The organism is Krasilnikovia sp. M28-CT-15, assembly GCF_047159595.1.
Classification (GTDB): Bacteria; Actinomycetota; Actinomycetes; order Mycobacteriales; family Micromonosporaceae; genus Actinoplanes.
In genome coordinates this window covers 4294759-4311510 of record NZ_BAAGAK010000001.1, presented here as the reverse complement: position 1 = coordinate 4311510, position 16752 = coordinate 4294759, and the positions used below count along the sequence as shown (strand labels likewise).

At 73.2% G+C, this 16752-nt stretch carries 15 protein-coding genes; 6 read left to right on the top strand and 9 right to left on the bottom strand.

Annotation, left to right across the window (positions count from 1 at the left end; translation table 11 throughout):
* The first annotated feature begins 20 nt into the window (after positions 1 to 20).
* Positions 21 to 3221, top strand: coding sequence for a penicillin acylase family protein (locus ACMCNO_RS19730; RefSeq protein ID WP_412750922.1), 3201 nt, complete (start codon positions 21 to 23; stop codon positions 3219 to 3221).
* Between the two features lie 80 nt (positions 3222 to 3301).
* A complete protein-coding gene (locus ACMCNO_RS19725) occupies positions 3302 to 3769 on the top strand; it encodes a group II truncated hemoglobin (RefSeq protein WP_412750921.1) in 468 nt (155 codons plus the stop codon).
* Here ACMCNO_RS19725 and ACMCNO_RS19720 read toward each other — a convergent pair.
* Together ACMCNO_RS19720 and ACMCNO_RS19715 are read right to left on the bottom strand one after the other, a co-directional pair.
* A complete protein-coding gene (locus ACMCNO_RS19720) occupies positions 3744 to 4991 on the bottom strand; it encodes an MFS transporter (RefSeq protein WP_412750920.1) in 1248 nt (415 codons plus the stop codon). The two genes, ACMCNO_RS19725 and ACMCNO_RS19720, sit on opposite strands and share 26 nt — an antisense overlap.
* 13 nt (positions 4992 to 5004) lie before the next feature.
* A complete protein-coding gene (locus ACMCNO_RS19715; protein WP_412750919.1) occupies positions 5005 to 6324 on the bottom strand; it encodes a GH1 family beta-glucosidase in 1320 nt (439 codons plus the stop codon).
* 279 nt (positions 6325 to 6603) lie between these two features.
* On the opposite strand from ACMCNO_RS19715, the gene ACMCNO_RS19710 reads away from it, so the two are divergent.
* Positions 6604 to 7086 carry a GyrI-like domain-containing protein gene (locus ACMCNO_RS19710; protein WP_412750918.1) on the top strand — a complete coding sequence of 161 codons (483 nt, stop codon included), beginning with the start codon at positions 6604 to 6606 and terminating at the stop codon, positions 7084 to 7086.
* A 49-nt stretch (positions 7087 to 7135) separates the two neighbouring features.
* Here the strand turns inward: ACMCNO_RS19710 and ACMCNO_RS19705 are convergent, their stop codons facing one another.
* The gene (locus ACMCNO_RS19705) at positions 7136 to 7825 is read right to left on the bottom strand and encodes a CBS domain-containing protein (protein ID WP_412750917.1); all 690 of its coding nucleotides are present in this window, start codon (positions 7823 to 7825) and stop codon (positions 7136 to 7138) included.
* Between the two features lie 131 nt (positions 7826 to 7956).
* On the opposite strand from ACMCNO_RS19705, the gene ACMCNO_RS19700 reads away from it, so the two are divergent.
* The 3 genes from ACMCNO_RS19700 to ACMCNO_RS19690 all read left to right on the top strand — a co-directional run bounded on the left by ACMCNO_RS19700 (position 7957) and on the right by ACMCNO_RS19690 (position 10293).
* Complete coding sequence (locus tag ACMCNO_RS19700; RefSeq protein ID WP_412750916.1) at positions 7957 to 8637, top strand: formylglycine-generating enzyme family protein; 681 nt, start codon at positions 7957 to 7959, stop codon at positions 8635 to 8637.
* A 199-nt stretch (positions 8638 to 8836) separates the two neighbouring features.
* Complete coding sequence (locus ACMCNO_RS19695) at positions 8837 to 9337, top strand: hypothetical protein (protein ID WP_412750915.1); 501 nt, start codon at positions 8837 to 8839, stop codon at positions 9335 to 9337.
* Positions 9334 to 10293: a hypothetical protein gene (locus tag ACMCNO_RS19690; protein WP_412750914.1), complete on the top strand. Its 960-nt coding sequence runs from the start codon at positions 9334 to 9336 to the stop codon at positions 10291 to 10293. Before ACMCNO_RS19695 ends, ACMCNO_RS19690 begins: the two co-directional genes overlap by 4 nt.
* Before the next feature lie 24 nt (positions 10294 to 10317).
* Here ACMCNO_RS19690 and ACMCNO_RS19685 read toward each other — a convergent pair whose 3' ends face one another.
* The 6 genes from ACMCNO_RS19685 to ACMCNO_RS19660 form a co-directional block, all read right to left on the bottom strand.
* Positions 10318 to 10911 (bottom strand): hypothetical protein, encoded by a 594-nt coding sequence (locus tag ACMCNO_RS19685; RefSeq protein ID WP_412750913.1) that lies wholly within the window; start codon positions 10909 to 10911, stop codon positions 10318 to 10320.
* A gap of 117 nt (positions 10912 to 11028) precedes the next feature.
* Positions 11029 to 11571, bottom strand: a complete 543-nt coding sequence (locus ACMCNO_RS19680) for an RNA polymerase sigma factor (RefSeq protein ID WP_412750912.1) — start codon at positions 11569 to 11571, stop codon at positions 11029 to 11031.
* Positions 11568 to 13004, bottom strand: a complete 1437-nt coding sequence (locus ACMCNO_RS19675) for a dynamin family protein (protein WP_412750911.1) — start codon at positions 13002 to 13004, stop codon at positions 11568 to 11570. The genes ACMCNO_RS19680 and ACMCNO_RS19675 overlap by 4 nt, the downstream gene beginning before the upstream one ends.
* 8 nt (positions 13005 to 13012) lie before the next feature.
* A complete protein-coding gene (locus ACMCNO_RS19670) occupies positions 13013 to 15388 on the bottom strand; it encodes an Hsp70 family protein (protein WP_412750910.1) in 2376 nt (791 codons plus the stop codon).
* Positions 15388 to 15774 (bottom strand): hypothetical protein, encoded by a 387-nt coding sequence (locus ACMCNO_RS19665; RefSeq protein ID WP_412750909.1) that lies wholly within the window; start codon positions 15772 to 15774, stop codon positions 15388 to 15390. The genes ACMCNO_RS19670 and ACMCNO_RS19665 overlap by 1 nt, the downstream gene beginning before the upstream one ends.
* A complete protein-coding gene (locus tag ACMCNO_RS19660; RefSeq protein ID WP_412750908.1) occupies positions 15771 to 16736 on the bottom strand; it encodes a hypothetical protein in 966 nt (321 codons plus the stop codon). The genes ACMCNO_RS19665 and ACMCNO_RS19660 overlap by 4 nt, the downstream gene beginning before the upstream one ends.
* Between the last annotated feature and the right edge of the window lie 16 nt (positions 16737 to 16752).

Below are 16752 nucleotides of genomic sequence, written 5' to 3'. Positions count from 1 at the left end.
GTGGTCGGAAGGAAGCTTCCATGCGCCGACGCCCCGTCCCCCTCAAGGCCCTGTTCGCCGCCGCCCTCCTCGCCACGGCAGGGCTCAGCCCCGCCATCCCCGCCCGGGCCGCCGCCGCGGCCCCCGCCGCCCCCGCCGACTACTGCCTGGGCGAATGCTCAGACATCTTGCCGCCGGGCGAGAACGGCGACGCCGACCTGGTGCAGATCCTCGCGTACCAGACACTCGGCATCAGACCGCCGCACTCCGCCGACCAGCTCGGCCGGTACGCGTCCCTGGCCTCCCGCTACACCGGCCTGACCAGCCAGCAGATCAGCACGTTCTTCAACGACAGCTCGTACGGCGTGCCCAGCACCGACGTGGCCGGCACCACCTCGCCCCGCGCCGACGTCACGATCGTGCGGGACAAGTCCTTCGGCATCCCGCACATCACCGGCACCACCCGCGCCGGCACCATGTTCGGCGCCGGATACGCGGGCGCCCAGGACCGGCTCTTCCTCATGGACCTGATGCGCCACGTCGGGCGGGGGCAGCTGACCTCGTTCGCGGGCGGCGCGGAGGGCAACCGGTCGCTGGAGCAGAGCCTGTGGCGCAGCGCCCCGTACACCGAGGCGGACCGGCAGACCCAGATCGACGCGCTGCGGGCCAGCGGCCCGCGCGGCGCCCAGCTCTACGAGGACGTCCAGGCGTACATCGCCGGGATCAACAAGTACATCGCCGACTGCATGGGCGCCCGGGACTGCCCCGGTGAGTACGTGCTGACCGGGCACCTCGACGCGATCACCAACAAGGGTGGCCCCGAGCCGTTCATCGTCACCGACCTCGTCGCCATCACGGGCGTCATCGGCGGCCTGTTCGGCGGCGGTGGCGGCGGCGAGATGCAGTCGGCGCTGGTCCGGATCGCCGCCCGCGCGAAGTACGGCACCGAGATCGGCGACCAGGTGTGGACGACGTTCCGCACCCAGAACGACCCCGAAACCACCCTCACCCTCCACAATGGCCAGAACTTCCCGTACGGTGCGGCCGACCCGAACGCGGCCGGTGTCGCCATGCCGGACGCCGGCACGGCGAAGCTCGTGCCGATGGTGTTCGACCAGACCGGCTCCGCCGGGCGGGCCACCACCACCCGCAGCGCGATCGCCGACTCCCTCGGCAAGCTGGCCTTCAGCGGAACCCATCGCGGCATGTCCAACGCGGCCGTCGTGTCCGCCGCGCACTCGGCGACCGGCCACCCGGTGGCCGTCTTCGGACCGCAGACCGCCTACTTCGCGCCGCAGCTGCTCATGGTGCAGGAGTTGCAGGGGCCGGGGATCAGCAGCCGCGGCGTCGCGTTCGCCGGGCTGAACCTCTACACGCTGCTCGGTCGCGGCCCGGACTACGCGTGGAGCGCCACCTCGGCCGGGCAGGACATCACGGACACGTTCGCGGTGCGGCTGTGCGAGCCGGGCGGCGGCACCCCGACCGCCGAATCGACGAACTACCTGTTCCACGGGCAGTGCCTGCCGATGCAGGCGGTGAGCCAGGTCAACTCGTGGAAGCCGACCACGGCCGACCCGACCCCCGAGGGTTCCTACCGGCTGACCGTCATGCGCACCAGGTACGGGCTGGTCAGCTGGCGTGGGCTGGTCGGCGGGCAGCCGGTGGCGTTCACCAGCCTGCGCTCCACGTACCTGCACGAGGTCGACTCCGCGATCGGGTTCCAGATGTTCAACGAGCCGGACCAGATGGGCGGCCCGGCCGGGTTCATCTCCGCGAGTTCGAACATCGCGTTCTCCTTCAACTGGTTCTACGTCAACTCCGCGGACACCGCGTACTTCGCCTCGGGCTACCAGCCGGTCCGCGCCCCCGCCGCCGACCCGAACCTGCCCACCTGGGGTGACCCGGCGTACGAGTGGGCGGGCTGGGACCCCGCCACCAACTCCGCCACCTACGAGCCGCCCTCGGCGCACCCCCAGGCGGTGAACCAGGACTACTTCGTGAGCTGGAACAACAAGCAGGCGGCCGGATACTCGGCGGCCGACGGCAACTTCAGCTTCGGCGCCGTCCAGCGGGCCGACCTGCTCGACCGCCCGATCAAGGCGGCCGTCACCGCCGGGCAGAAGATCGACCGGGCCGGGCTCGTGAAGATCGTCGAATCCGCCGCCACGACCGACCTGCGCGGCAAGGAGGTGCTCGGCGACCTGCTGCGCGTGATCGACACCGCCCCGGTCACCGACCCCGCGCAGTCCGCCGCGATCGCCAAGCTGCGCACCTGGTACGCCGCCGGGTCCCACCGGGAGGAGACCACGCCCGGCAGCAAGGCGTACCGCGACGCCGACGCGATCCGGATCTTCGACGCGTGGTGGCCGAAGCTCGCCACCGCCCAGTTCGCCGGTGTCGGCCCCGACCTGTTCAAGGCACTGGTCAACGCGATGCAGATCAACGAATCCCCGTCCGGCGCGCAGACCGGCTCCGCCTCCGACCTGCCGGGCTCGGCCAACGAGAACCAACCCCACAAGGGCTCGTCCTTTCAGTACGGGTGGTGGGGCTGGGTCGACAAGGACCTGCGTGCCACGCTCGGCGAGACCGTGCCGAACTGGCCGCGCACCTGGTGTGGCGGCGGGGCGGTCGACGCCTGCCGGAACGCGCTGCTGAGCAGCCTCACCGCAGCCCTGGCCGAGCCGGCCACGACCACGTACCCGGGTGACACCGGCGGCTGCGCGGCCGGGGACCAGTGGTGCGCCGACACCATCGTGCAGTCCCCGCTGGGCGGCATCTCCCACGAGCGGATCTCCTGGCAGAACCGGCCCACCTACCAGCAGGTGATCTCGTTCCCGGCCCGGCGCGGCGACGACATCGGCAACCGCGCCTCCGGTGCGGCGGCCACCGGCTCCAGCACCCAGCTGGGGCACCCCGCGTCGCACGCGGTCGACGGCGACGCCGCCACCCGCTGGGCGAGCTCCTGGTCGGACAACCAGTGGCTGCGGCTCGACCTGCGCTCGTCCACCACGGTGGGGCGGGTGACGATCCGGTGGGAGACCGCGTACGGCAGCGCGTACCGGGTGCAGGTGTCCACGGACGGCACCACCTGGCGGCAGGTCGCGGCGGTCGACGACGGCAACGGCGGCGTGGACACCGTGGCGTTCCCCGCGGTGAACGCCCGCTATCTGCGCCTCGACTGCGACCGCCGCGCCACCTCGTACGGCTTCTCGGTCTACGAGCTTCAGGCGTACGCGAAGTGACCCTCGGGGTGGCTCGGCCCGCCGTGGCCGGGCCACCCGCTTCTCGTCCCCAGGTCATCCGCGGGTGGCATGCTCAGGGCATGCAGAGCCTGTACGAGGCCGCGGGCGGCAGCGAGGGAATGCTGCGCCTGGCCGAAGCGTGGCACGCCCGGGTGGTGGCCGACGAGGTCGTCGGTCACGCGTTCCGGCACGGTGTCCATCCACAGCACACCGAGCGCCTCGCCGCGTACTGGGCCGAGGCGCTCGGCGGCCCTACCACCTACACCGAAAACTACGGCGACGAGACCTCGGTCGTCCGGATCCACAGCGGCAACGGCGATCGCGAGGAGATGGACCGCCGCGCGGTCGCGTGTTTCGACCAGGCCCTCGCGGATGCCGGTCTCACGGCCGAACCGCTGCGGGGGGTCCTGCACGACTACTTCGCCCGCACGACCACCACGATCGCGCGGTACCGCGAATCCGCCGCCGACGTCCCCGCGGGCCTGAGCATCACCCCATGGTCGTGGGACGGCCCGCAGCCCGCTACCGGACCGACCGGATCCGGGTGACCAGCACCGAGCCCAGCACCGTCATGGCTGCGGCGGCCAGATACAGCGCGGGATAGCCGCCCAGGTGGTCGACCAGCACCACCGCCAGCACCGGGCCGAGTACCTGAGGCGCCGAGTTGGCGATGTTGATGATCCCCAGGTCCCTCGCCCGGTCCCGGGCACTCGGCAGGACCTCCGTGATCAGCGCCTGGTCGACGGAGAGGTAGACGCCGAAGCCCAGGCCGAGCACGACCGCGGCGACCAGCGCCCCGGCCCAGGTCGGCCAGAACGCCAGCAGCGCCGTGGCCGCCGCCATGACGTAGCCCGAGACGATGACCGAGGGCTTGCGGCGCCCGGTCCGGTCGGACAGGATGCCGCCCGTGACGACGGTGACCAGTGTCGCGGCGGTGTAGACCACGATGAGCAGGGCCAGGCCGTCGTCGGCGCTGCGCCCCGGGAACAGTTGCTCGAAATGCACCATGTCGCGCAGGAAGTACAGCAGGTACAGCGTCGCCATGGCGTTGCCGAGCTGCACCAGGAACCGGGTGGCCCAGGCCCACGCGAAGTCCGGTCCCCGCGGCGCCCGGACTCCGGGTATGCCGCGACGGCGTGCGGCGCCGGGCCGGTCCGGCATGGTCAGGGCGAACGGTGCGACGGCCAGGACCACCACCGCGCCCGTCAGCACGTAGCCGGTGGGCCCGCCGGTGGACGCCGCCAGCAGCACCGCGACCACCACGCCCGCCGACTGGGTCAACCCGACCCAGCCCGACACCAGGCCGCGCTGCGGCACCGGGACCTGGTCGGGGACCACGGCGGTGAGACCGGCCTGCAACGCGTTGAGACCGGCCTGCGCGACGCACCAGGCCACGACCACCCCGGTCAGGTCGTGCTGGACGGCCAGCAGGGCGAGCCCGGCGCAACCCACCAGCGCGCCACCGCCGATCCACGTGCGGCGCCGGCCGGTACGGGCCGTGGTCGCGTCGGACAGCGCACCGGCCAGCGGGCCGACCACCACCGCGACCAGGGCGCCCACTCCGGTGACCACACCGAGCGCGGTGGCCTTGCCGTCCCCGGCCAGCTCCGCCACCTGATTGGGCAGCAGCACCTGCAACGGTCCGAAGTAGCCCAGCCACAGGCCGAGATTCGCCAACGACAGCAGCCCGATCCACCGGGCGCCCACCCGGCCGGTGAGCCGGGCGTGCCCGCGCAGCGTGCCCTCGCGGCCCTGGGTGCGCCCGGTCACGGGTCGGTCCGCGTCACCGGCGGTCGGCCAGCGCCGCACGCAGCCAGGTGAACGAGTCCTTGGGGATACGCCGCTGGGTGTCGTAATCGACCCGGACGAGCCCGAACCGCTGCGCGTACCCCTCGGCCCACTCGAAGTTGTCCAGCAGCGACCAGACGAGGTATCCGCGGACGTCCACGCCGTCGGAGATCGCCCGGTGCAGCGCCCGCAGGTGCCCGTCCAGGTACGCGATCCGCGCCGTGTCGCGGATCCGGCCGCCCGGCTCCAGGTCGTCCTCGGTGGAGCAGCCGTTCTCGGTGACCCAGATCGGCGGCAGGGTGCGGCCGTACCGGTCGCGCAGGCCGGTGAGGACGTCGTGGAGCCCGTCCGGGACCACCGGCCAGCCGAACGACGTCGTGGGCACCCCCTCGATCGGGATCATGCGGAAGGGCAGCTCGTCGTCCGAGCCGGGCGCGCCGACCCGGGTGGGGAAGTAGTAGTTCACCCCCAGACCGTCCAGCGGGGTGCTGATGATCTCCAGGTCGCCGTCGCGGACCCCGGCGTCCAGGCCCGGCGGGTACTGGCCGGTGAGGATCGGATCGAGGAACAGCCGGTTGTGGAACGCGTCGTAGACGCCCGCCGCGGCGCGGTCGGCCTCGTCGTCGGTGGCCGGGACGACCGGGGTGAGATTGTTCGTGATCATCACCTCGCCCGCGCCGGCCGCGCGCAGCGCGCGCACCGCCATCCCGTGACCCAGCAACTGGTGGTGCGCCACCGGCAGAGCCGCCAGCCCGAGCGCACGGCCGGGGGCGTGCACGCCGAACGCGTACCCCTGGGCGAGATGGACCAGGGGTTCGTTGAGGGTGATCCACCGGCGTACCCGGTCGCCGAGTCGCCCGGCGACCAGGGCCGCGTAGTCGGCGAACCGCTCGGCCGTGTCCCGGGCGAGCCACCCGCCACGGTCTTCGAGCGCCTGCGGCAGGTCCCAGTGGTACAGGGTGGGCAGTGCCTCGATGCCGCGTTCGGCCATCCCGTCGACCAGGCGGTCGTAGAAGTCGAGACCCTTGGCGTCGGGTGCGCCGTCACCGCCGGGCTGGATGCGCGGCCACGCGATCGAGAACCGGTACACGTCCGCCCCGAGCAGGGCCACCAGGTCGAGGTCCTCGGCCCAGCGGTGGTAGTGGTCGCAGGCGACGTCCCCGGTGTCGCCGGCGCGGGTGCGTCCGGGGGTGTGGCTGAAGGTGTCCCAGATCGAGCGGCCGCGCCCGTCCTCGTCGGCCGCGCCCTCGATCTGGTACGCGGCGGTCGCGACGCCCAGGCGGAATCCGGCGGGAAATCGGGGGAGCGGATCCATCGACGAACCTCCCGGCCATTGGCGAGTGTTGCTCACGTTAGCCGTGGGGGACCCGGTCCGGAAGGCCGCGCCGGACACCGCTGCGCGGGCCGGGCGCATCGACGAACCCGACGGCGGCCGGTGCCGGTGGCGGCGCGCCGGGCCCTTCCCGCGCACGCGCCCGTGACCTGCGGCGAAGGGCCCGGGCAATGGGGTCGAAGGACCCTCACCCCGGGGCCGCCCGGCGTCAAAGGCTCAAGGTGCGGACGTCTGGGGATCTGGGGGGATCAAGGGGGAATCATGAGCACCACGGCTACCGGCCCGGCGAATGACGCGGTCGAGACGCTCACGCTGCCCGCGCGCACCGTCATGGGCATGCGGGAGCATGTCGCGGCGGCGGAGCTGCCCGATTTCTTCGCCCGGGCGATTCCGGCCGTCGCCCGGGAACTCGCCCAGTGCGGCGCCACCCCGGCGGGACCGCCGGTCGCGGTGTACAGCCACGAGGTCGAACGTGCGTTCGACGTGACCGTCGGCTTCCCGGTCGCGGGCGTCACCACGGCGGCCGGCACCCTGGTCGCGGAGCGCCTCCCGGCCGGGCGGGCGGTCAGCGCCGAGCACCTCGGGCCGTACGAGACACTGCCCGACGCGTACGCGGCCCTCGGCAGGTGGTTCGGCGACCACGCGCTGAACCCGCCCGAGATCATGTGGGAGGAGTACCTGGTCGGGCCGGAAACGGCCAGCGAGTCCGGGTACCGGACCCGGATCGTCTGCCCGCTGGGCTGAGGCTCGTCTGCCCGCTGGGCTGAGGCTCGTCTGCCCGCTGGGCTGCGGCTCAGGAGCCGCCCGGGCGCTTGCCCGAGGTCACCAGCTCCCGGTCGTTGAAGGTGAACGACACCGTGGAGACCACCTCGACCACGCCGGGCAGCTGATAGATCAGCCGGGCGACGAGGTCGGCGGCCGACCAGCGGTCGACCCGGCCCGCCAGCGTGACGATGCCGTCGAGCACGGTCACCGAGATCGTGGCGGCGTCGTCGGCCAGGAACGGGTGCAGCACGCTGGTCTCGACATCGCGCAGGATCTCCTCGTCCGGTCGCAGATGCACCTTCAGCAGGTCACCGCGGGAGACGACACCCAGCAGCCGGCCGAGGTCGTCGACGACCGGCAGCCGCTTGACGCCCTCGCGGTCCATGATGCGAGCCGCGGCCGGAATCGAGGTGCGCTGCACCACGACGACCGCCGGGCTGCTCATCAGGTCGCCGGCCGTGCGGGCGGTGGCCTTGGCCCGATGGCGGCGCCGGCGCCCGCGCTCGAGGAACCGGGCGTCCTCCTCGCCCACGTATTCGATCTTGCGCAGCAGGTCCGCCTCGGAGACGACACCGGTCACCCGCTCGAACGCGTCGACCACCGGTACGGCGCTGACCCGGTGCTCCATCAGCAGGTTCACCACCTGCCGGTAGGAGTCGGCCTCAGTCGCGAAGACAGCGGGCTTGGTCATGACGTGGCTGACGGTCCAGTCCTTCATCGCGGCACCCTTCCTGCTCGGCCTCCAGTACCGACGCTAGACCCGGGCGATGGACGCCGGGCGGGTCTGAAGGGATTTGCCCGCACCACCCCGCGGGGCGCCGAGGATCAGGGCCGTAGGATCGGTGGGCGATGAGCGCCGGCGTTTCGATCGACCTGGTTTCCGTACCCTCAGGCCTTGTGACCCTGTCGGACCGGCGCACGCGGCGGCGCTGGACGGTGCAGGTGGCGGCGTTCGAACTGGCCGCGTACCCGGTCACCGAAGGGCTGTACCAGCGCGTCACCGGCCGGGGAGGACCGCACCGGCACCGCCCGGTCGAGAGCGTCTCCTGGTGGGACGCGGTCCGGTTCTGCAACGCCCTGTCCATCGTGGAGGGACGCACCCCCGCCTACCGCTGGGGTCAGGCCGCCGATGAGGTCGACTGGGACGTCGCGGCCGACGGGTACCGGCTGCCGGCCGAGGCCGAGTGGGAACATGCCTGCCGCGCCGGGACGACCGGGCCCCGGTACGGGCCGCTCGACGACATCGCCTGGTACCGGGGCAATTCGCAGGAGCGGCGCCACGCCGTGGGCGGCAAACTACCCAACGCGTTCGGCCTGTACGACATGCTCGGCAACGTGTGGGACTGGTGCTGGGACCGCTACGACCCGGCGGTCTACGGCGACTACCGGGTGCTGCGGGGCGGCGGCTGGTTCGACGAGCACTGGAGCTGCCGGGCCTCGGTACGCCGCCGCAGCCATCCCGACCTGGCCATCGACGACGTGGGCTTCCGAGTGGCCCGGTCGGTCCATCCGATGACCGCGATCCGGTGACGCCATCGGGCGCGCGGTGCGCCCGATCGAAAGCCGGATGATCCACGACCGCGCATTCGGGTGAAGCGCGCCCGCCGCAAGATCGTGAGAATGACGTGGGCATCCGGAGCGGCGGCCCGGGCATGTCGTCGCGCCCGCGCGGGAACATTCCCGCCGGTGCAGTCCTCAGACCTACCGACAGCGAGGCGAGGAGGGGCAGATGTACGAGTTCGCGGATGGTGACGGCGACGGCTACCGGGAGACGGCGCTCGCCGACGAGGACGGCAACGGCCGGTACGAGACGATCACCGTGGATGCCGACCGCAACGGCGTCGTCGACGGCCTGGGCCAGGACACCAACCGGGACGGCATCCTGGACACCTACCGCCTCGACCGCGACCGCGACGGTCGGTTCGACGCTGTCGGCGTCGACACCAACGGCGACAGCCTGATCGACCGCGCCGCCTACGACGACAACGGCGACGGCATCAACGACCGGGAGGTGGCCGACGCCGACCAGAACGGCGTCGACGACGCGGCCGAGGCGATCCCGGCCCCGGACACGGCGGTCATCGGCCAGCCCCGGTACGACGGGCAGTCCGGTCTGCTCATCGAGATCGCCGAGGAGACCGGCCAGGTCGCCTTCGGTACGCCGGACAGCGACGGCGACACGTACCCGGACAACCGGGACGCCGCCCCCGGCGACCCCCGGCGGGCGTGAACGCGATGAACCCGTACGGGCCGCCGCCCGAATTCCGCACCGGCCCGCCGGCGCCGCCGATCGACCCCGTCCGGCATCTGGACCCGGCCGAGGTGCAGCCCTGGCCGGGCCTGCTGGCCGTCGACGTCGGCGCCGAATGGGCGGTCTCGTCGGTGCGGCGGCTGACCGCCCCCATGCGGTCCACCGCCTCGGGTGCCCTGCTGGACGAGGCTTCGTTCACGCTCCAGCGGGCCGTGGTGCCGGAGCGCGCGCTGGATCCGGAGGAGAACCCGGGCCTCCCGGTCGCGGACCGGCTGCGGCGGCGCTTCCGGGTCGTACTGCCGCAGGGCAGCGTGCCGGTGACCGAGGACGAGCCGTGCCGGATCGGGCCGGTGCCGGGCCGGTGCGACCGCTTCCGCGAGCGCACCGGCGACGGCCTGCAGGCGTTCATCGTGTCCGCCGACACCGGCGAGGTGGACGCCGCCGGCTCGCCGGTGGGCGTGGTCGTCGCGGTCTCCGGTCCGCCGTCGCGGTACGAGACGGTCGCCTCGACCGGCTGGTCGCTGGCCACCGCCGTCGCGCCCGGGCGGCCGTGGCGCGAGTGGGTGGCGCCCGAGCCCTGGCAGTGGAGCGAGACCCTGCAACTGGACGCCGGGGACCGCACGGTCGTCGCGACCGCCGAGGAGACCTGGGCGCGGGATCTCGACGAGTGGACGCAGCAGGTCTTCACCAGGGCCCCGTTCCTGCGCGGCATGCGGGTGCTCGGCGACCGCCCGGTACGCATCGACGGCCTGCTCGAGGCCCGGATGCACCGCTTCGACTGGCAACCGTCGGGCCGCGGCCGGATGCTCACCAACGTGGTGGTCGGCGTGCGCGACGGGATCGGGTTCCAGCTGGTGATGGAACTGTCGTTCCACACCGAGGCGGCCCTGTCGGCGACCCTGGACGACGTGCTCCCGGCCGTACGGCTGGGGTGAGCCGCGCCTGGGCGGCGGCCGGGATCACCGGAACTGGCCCGCCCAGGAGCACCCGGTCCACAGCTCGAAACGCCCGGCGCGGTGCGGCGACGGGTAGTAGCCGGGCGGCTCCCGACCCGGTACCGGAGCGGACACGACCGTGCCGTTGTCGCGCAGCACCCACAGGCCCGAATAGTCCCACGGGATGTTCACGTCGGCATGCCACCACCGCTGATTCCCGTTCCACGTGAATGTCCCGAACGTGAGTACCAGCGTGGTGTACCCGCGCTCGAATTCCTGGACGTTGCGCCGGCCGACCGCGGCCATCCCATGAAACATGAAGCCGAAAATGAGGGCACCCAGCCCGAACGCGGCCGCGCCCAGCCACGTCTGACCAGACGAGTTGGCGAGTTTGATCGCGCCGCCGAACGCCAGCGCGGCCACGACGAGCTGCACCAGGAACAGGTGGCACTTGTGGCGGGCGGACGGCCCCGGAAGCAGCGCCGGGGGCGCGGGCGGAACGACCGCCATCCGCCCGGCCGACCACGCCTGAGCGAATCCGGGAACGTCGCGGGGCAGGGGAGAGCCCCAGGGCGGGTTCTCAGATCGGGTCAACAGCGGGGCTCCGCGTACGTGCACGGTTGATCCCTTCCATCGCGAGCGTCGCCCGATACTTCGGAGGCGCACCTCCAGCACGGCTCAAGCCCACGGCAAGTCTCCGGCATGGCTCACCCGGTGCGGGTGCCGTCCGCCCGGCTATCCGCGCAGGTGCTCCGCCACCGCGGCGCGGGCCCGATACAGGCGGGTCTTGACCGTCTGCACGCCGATGCCCTGGTGCGCGGCGATCTCCTGGTAGCTGAGATCGCCGTACTCGCGCAGCACCAGTGCGGTGCGGAACGGCTCCGGCACCTGCGCGAGGGCCGCCTGCACCCGGTCCCGCTCGGCGAACTGGTCGGCGTGGTCCTCGACGACGATCAGGAAGTCCTGATCCTCGGGGGCCACCGGCGTCTCCCGGCGGCGGCGCACGACCGCGAGCGCCGCGTTCGCCGCGATCCGGTACAGCCAGGTGCTGAAGCGTGCCTGCTGCCGGAAGCCGCCGATGTGCTGCCACGCGGCCATGAGCGCGTCCTGCAACGCGTCCTCGGCGTCGGCGTGGTTGCCGGTCAGCCGCAGGCAGATGGCCCACACACGGGTGCGGCATCCCTCGGCCAGCGCTGCGAACGCGACGCTGTCACCCGCCCGCGCCCGCGCGACGAGGATGGCGTCGTCAGCGGTGCGGGCCGCGGCGTCCGCGCTCACGGCCGCACCCGCTGGGCGATCAGCTGGTACGACCGGGCCAGCACCCGACCGGCCTCCGCTTCGGCGGGCATCATCGCGAAGGCGGCCTGGGTCTGTGCCGCGGCGGCGCACCGGCGCGCGGCGGCGGCGATGTCGTCCGGGGTCGCCGTCGCGGGCAGGCCCGTCCGCGCGGGGTCGGTGGTGTCGGCGCTGACGCGTTCCAGCTCGGCCCGCAGCGGCGAGGCCGGGGCCTCGGCGACGAGGCTGCGCAGGGCCCGCAGCTCGCGGACGGGATGCAGCGCCGGGTCCAGCCGGGCCTGTTCGATCAGTCCGAGCGCGGCGCCGGTGTCGGCGCCGGTCCGGTTCGCGGCGTGGGTCAGCACCCGCAGTGCTCGCATGGCCTTCAGCGCGTGGGCGCGGCTCAGCAGGCGGCTGCGGACGAGGTCCTCCACCCGGGCGATCCCCGACACGGACTCCAGCCACTGGACGAGCTGGTGTACGCCGCCGCCGCAACGGTGCCGTCCCTGGTGGAGACCGTGGACGCCGAGCACCCGGTACAGCCGTTCCAGCTCGGCCGGGTCGGTGCCACCGGGCAGTGGCAGGCTGTGCCGCAGCCGGAGCCGCTGCTCCGACAGGTCGGCGATCCCGGCCAGCAGCCGGGCGTCGGATTCGCTGAGCCGCCCGGTGCGGGCGGCCTCGGCCAAAAGGCCGGAGGCCGCGACGACCGCGGACACGTGGGCGGCGCGGGCGACCGCGAGCCGGGTGGCCTGCCCGTCCGCGACGTCGAACGGATCGGTGCCCGCGAACTGGTCGGCCTGCGACAGCACGCCGACCGCGTTGATGGCGCTGGCGCCGAGCTCGCCGGTGGCGGCCCGGAACTGGTCGAGGAATTCGAGCTCGTCCTTCCGTTCCGACTCACGGAACACGAACAGCACGGCCTCGGCCTGACCGGCGGCGTACCGGGACACCTGCTCCGCGTCGTCGGGTGCCGCGTCGGCGCCGAGCACCGCCGCCCGGGTCGCATCCTCGTTCTCACTGGTCAGGGTGGCCAGGCCGGGCGTGTCGATGACGGTCTGCTCGCGCAGCGCGGCCGCCTGCAGGTGGACGACGATCCGGGCCACCCGCTCCGGCGGCACGCCGAGCTGATCCGGCATGCGTCCACCCCGCAAGGGCAGGTCACGCCGGCTGCCGTCGCGCAGTTCGAGCTCGGCGCGCTCCGGGGCGCCGTAGCGGTACCAGGTCACCGTACGGGTGCACTCACCCACCCCGGTCGGCGCGATACGGCGCCCCACCAATGCGTTGACCAGGGTGGACTTGCCCGCCTTGACCCGGCCCACGACGGCGAGCCGCAGCGGCTCGGCCAGCCCGTCCCGGACGGCTGCGGCGCTGTCCCGGCCGTCGGCGTCCAGCAGCGGGGCGATGTCGTCGCACAGTCGCGCCACCCGCGCGGTCACCGGACGCATCAGGGCCGGCCCAGGTGACCGCGGATCCGGTTCGCCACCGCGTTGAGCTGGCCGGTCCTCAGCTGCAGGTCCGCGCCGGAGGGCGGGCAGGTCGCGCCCGGCCGGGGACAGGTGCTGACGATGATCCGTCGCTGCGCGTTGGCCCAGTCGGTCTTGATCCGCACGCCGGTGACGACGTCGGGTGTGAGGACGATCGGGAAACCGCTCCAGCCGACCCGGCCGGTCATCATGTCGTAGGTGCCGCCACTGAAGGGGATCACGACGGCGGGGGGCCGGGTCGCGGTGGCCGGGTAGAACAGCAGCTCGCTGTGCAACCCGGTCATCCCGGCGCCCATGAGCTCGACCTGGCACCGGAAGTTCGCGGGCAGTTCACCGAGGCGGGCCTGCACGAGCTTGCCCCAGTCCGGCTGACGGGCGGTGGCAGCGGCCAGGCCACCGCCCTCCGCAGGCCCGTACGCTTCGGCGAGTTCGCGCAGGTACGCCTCCTGCTGCGGGGTCGGATGGGCGGGCCGGGCAACCTGCGACGCCTTCGGCGGGGCCGCGGTCGGCCGCTCGATGGTGGGCGGCAGCCAGATCGCGTCGGGCCCGTCGCCGTCGCCGTGATGGAACGCGTCCAGGAAATGCTGGCCGGGTACCCAGGTCGGCCAGTCGGGCCGGCGCAGGATGTCCAGCCGTTCCTGCGGGGTTGCCGTGCACCAGGTACGCATCGTCCGTACCGCCCAGCTGTCGCCCGGCGCGTGGTGATCCGCCCAGTCACGCTGTGCGGCCGGAGCCTCGTAGGCGGCGAGCCAGTCCGGCGCGTCGCCGAAGAAGACCCGCACCGGCAGCGGCACGCCGCCCGCCCGTGCCTGCGGAATCTTCAGCAGTGTGTTGCCGGCGCGGAGCCGGGCGATCAGGCCGGGCTCGGCGGTCACGTTCTCCAGCAGCTGCGGCACGCACATGAGGGCGGCCAGGGTGGGCAGGTCGTCGATGGTGGCCGGGCCGTCCGGCGTGGCCGCCAGCGCGGCCGACAGCGCCGGGTTGACCTGCAGGACGCGATGCGCGGCAGCGCTGAGCCCGTCCGGTTCGGCCAGCTCGGCGGCGGCGGCCCGCGCGGCCTTCACGTCGGCGAACGACCGGTGCAGAATGCTCTGCGCCGGTGGCTGGACCTTTCGCGGCGTTATCGCCGCGTGGGCGGGTGGCGCCGCTGCCGGGCGCGCGGGTGCCGGGGGCTGGTGCGGGTCCGGTGGCGGTGCCGCCGGGCGGGCAGGTGTCGCGACCGGTTCCGGGGCCGGGGTGGTTGCCTGCGGCCTGGCGGCGGCGTGGTGCGCACCGAGCGCCACGACGAGTTTCGGGTCGTCGAACTTCGCCGGTGGGCGTCCCAGTAACGCCGTCATCTCCCGCTGGACCGCCAGCAGGTACGACGAACCGCCGGTGAGGTAGAGCTTGTGCAGGTCTGTCGCGGCGACCTTCGCCTGCGCCAGGGTCTGCGTGGTCAGCTCGACCGCGCGCCGGATCTGCGGCGCGATCAGCTCGTCGAATTCGGCGCGGGTGACCGTCACGATCTCCTCGTCGCTACCGACCTCGACCATGACCCGGGCCTGCTCGTTCTCGCTGAGGTCGTGTTTGCCCTCGGCGACCTCCTTGCGGAACGCCTGCAGGGCCTTGCCGTTCTTCGGATCCCGCAAGGCCTGCACCAGGTCACCGCGGTCACGCTCGTCGAGCCGGGCCAGGACGGCGGTGGCCAGCAGATGATCGAGGACGTCCCCGCCCAGCGGGTCGGCCCCGGCCGAGGTGAGCACCCGCAGCTCCGCCGTACCGTTGTCGGTGCCTTCGGCCCGCAGCACGGCGACGTCGCAGGTCCCGCCGCCGAAGTCGAAGACCGCGACCGCGGCGCCGGGTGGTGGCGGCGTCGTGTGGGCGTGGTAGGCGACCGCGGCGACCGGCTCCGCCACCAGGCGCACGACGTCCGGGGCGAAACCCGCCTCGACGGCCGCCGCGCGCAGCACCTGGCAGCGTGGCTGCGCCCAGTCCTGCGGGTACGTGAGCAGCACCGAGTCCGGGCGGTCGTCGCCGCCGACCTCCGCGGCCCTGGTGGCCACGGCCCGCAGCACGGCGGCGACCAGGCTCTGCACCGGCACGTCACGGCCACCCAGGTACGTGGTGTCCTGGCCGATCAGGCGTTTCGGTGAGCGTTCGAAGCCGTCGGCATGATGTCGCGCCGCCCGGACCGCCTTGGCGCCGACCTGGATCCCGTCCGGGGTGACCAGCACGGCGGACGGCATCTGCAGAGCCTGGTCGGTCAGCTTGACGGGCATCGGCTCCGCGCTGCCACGGCGGTACGCGGCAGCGGTGTTGGAGGTGCCGAAGTCGATCGACAGGGACCAGCCGGGCATCAGTACATCTCCGGTTCAGGCCCCGGTGACCAGGGGTCGTCGGACGGGGGAAGATCCGCGCCATCATGGTCGTCCGGCCTGTGCCCGGTCAACCGCCCGGACGGGTCGGACCCATGGCCCGGATCGTCGTGGTGAGCCGCCGCCGGGTCAGGGTCGTCCTGCCCCGCCGGGTCGTGATCCTCCGCGGCGTCCCACCCGAACCCGGCGACATCCTCCGACTCGGTATCGGGGCCGGAGAGTTCCGCCGGATCGGGCACGAGGCCCGCAGCGTCGATCATCGGCGCGGCGGGGTCGAGCGCCCGGGCGAGCACCCAGGTCCACACCTCCGGCGGGGGTGCCGGCGGCTCGCCGAGCACCCCCTGCACCGGTTCCAGCGGCGCACTCACTTGCGACGTGCCACGATCGCGGCACCAGCCAGCAGGACCGGCAGGACGACGTACGGCCGCTGCACGACCCAGGAGACCACGGTGTCGATCTGTCCCGTCGGCGCCACCAGGGCGGCCGCGCCGCCGTCGGCCACTGCGAAGGCGGGCGTGCCCGCGACAGCGACCGGTCCGTCCGGCTGCGCGGGCGCTTGCGCGCCCGGCACCTCGCCGGGTGGGTAGTCGCACACCAGCGCCGTGTTGCCCGAGTCCGCCCAGGCGTCGGCCAGCACGCTCAGCGGAACCTCCTCCATGTTGCCGTCGGGCGTGCCGGGGTCCGACAGCACCGCCACCCCGCGGGCGGTGTCGATGCCCGTGAGGACCACCGCGTGGTCCGCCGCGTTCGCGTCCTCCCGGCCGTACCAGATCTCGTCGCTGTCGACCGCGAGCATCACCCGGCGGCCCTCCGCCAGGTACTCCGCCAGGGTCTCGACGCCGACGCCGACCTCGATGCCGGCCGGAACGCCGGCATCCTCCAGCAGCTCCTGGGCGCCGGCGACGCCCATGCTGGGCGACCCGTCCGGGCCGGTGGTGAACAGGCCGAGGGCGTTGGCCCGGGCCACGAACGCCGATTCGTCCGCGTGGTGGACGCCGGTGTACTCCGAGACGATCTGCGCGATGCTGGCCGGTACGCAGAACCCGTTGGTGGACTGCTCGAACCAGTGCTCGGCGTCCCCGGTCGGGTCGCCGACGAGCTGGCCGTCCGTCACCCAGCCGCCGACGGGCAGGACCGGTTCGTCGGGCTCGGGGCCGTCGGGCAGGTCCGGATCGTCGTTCGGGAAGTCCGGACCGTCGTGCCCGGGCGCCGGGCCGGGGTCGAAGGGCATCGGCTCCGGCGCGACGAGGGCCGGGTCGAAGGGCGTCGGCTCCGGTGCGTCATGCAGGAAGGGCCTCAGGGCGTCGGTCCAGTGGTGCTCGTCGGTCATGGCGTCTCCCGGGGCG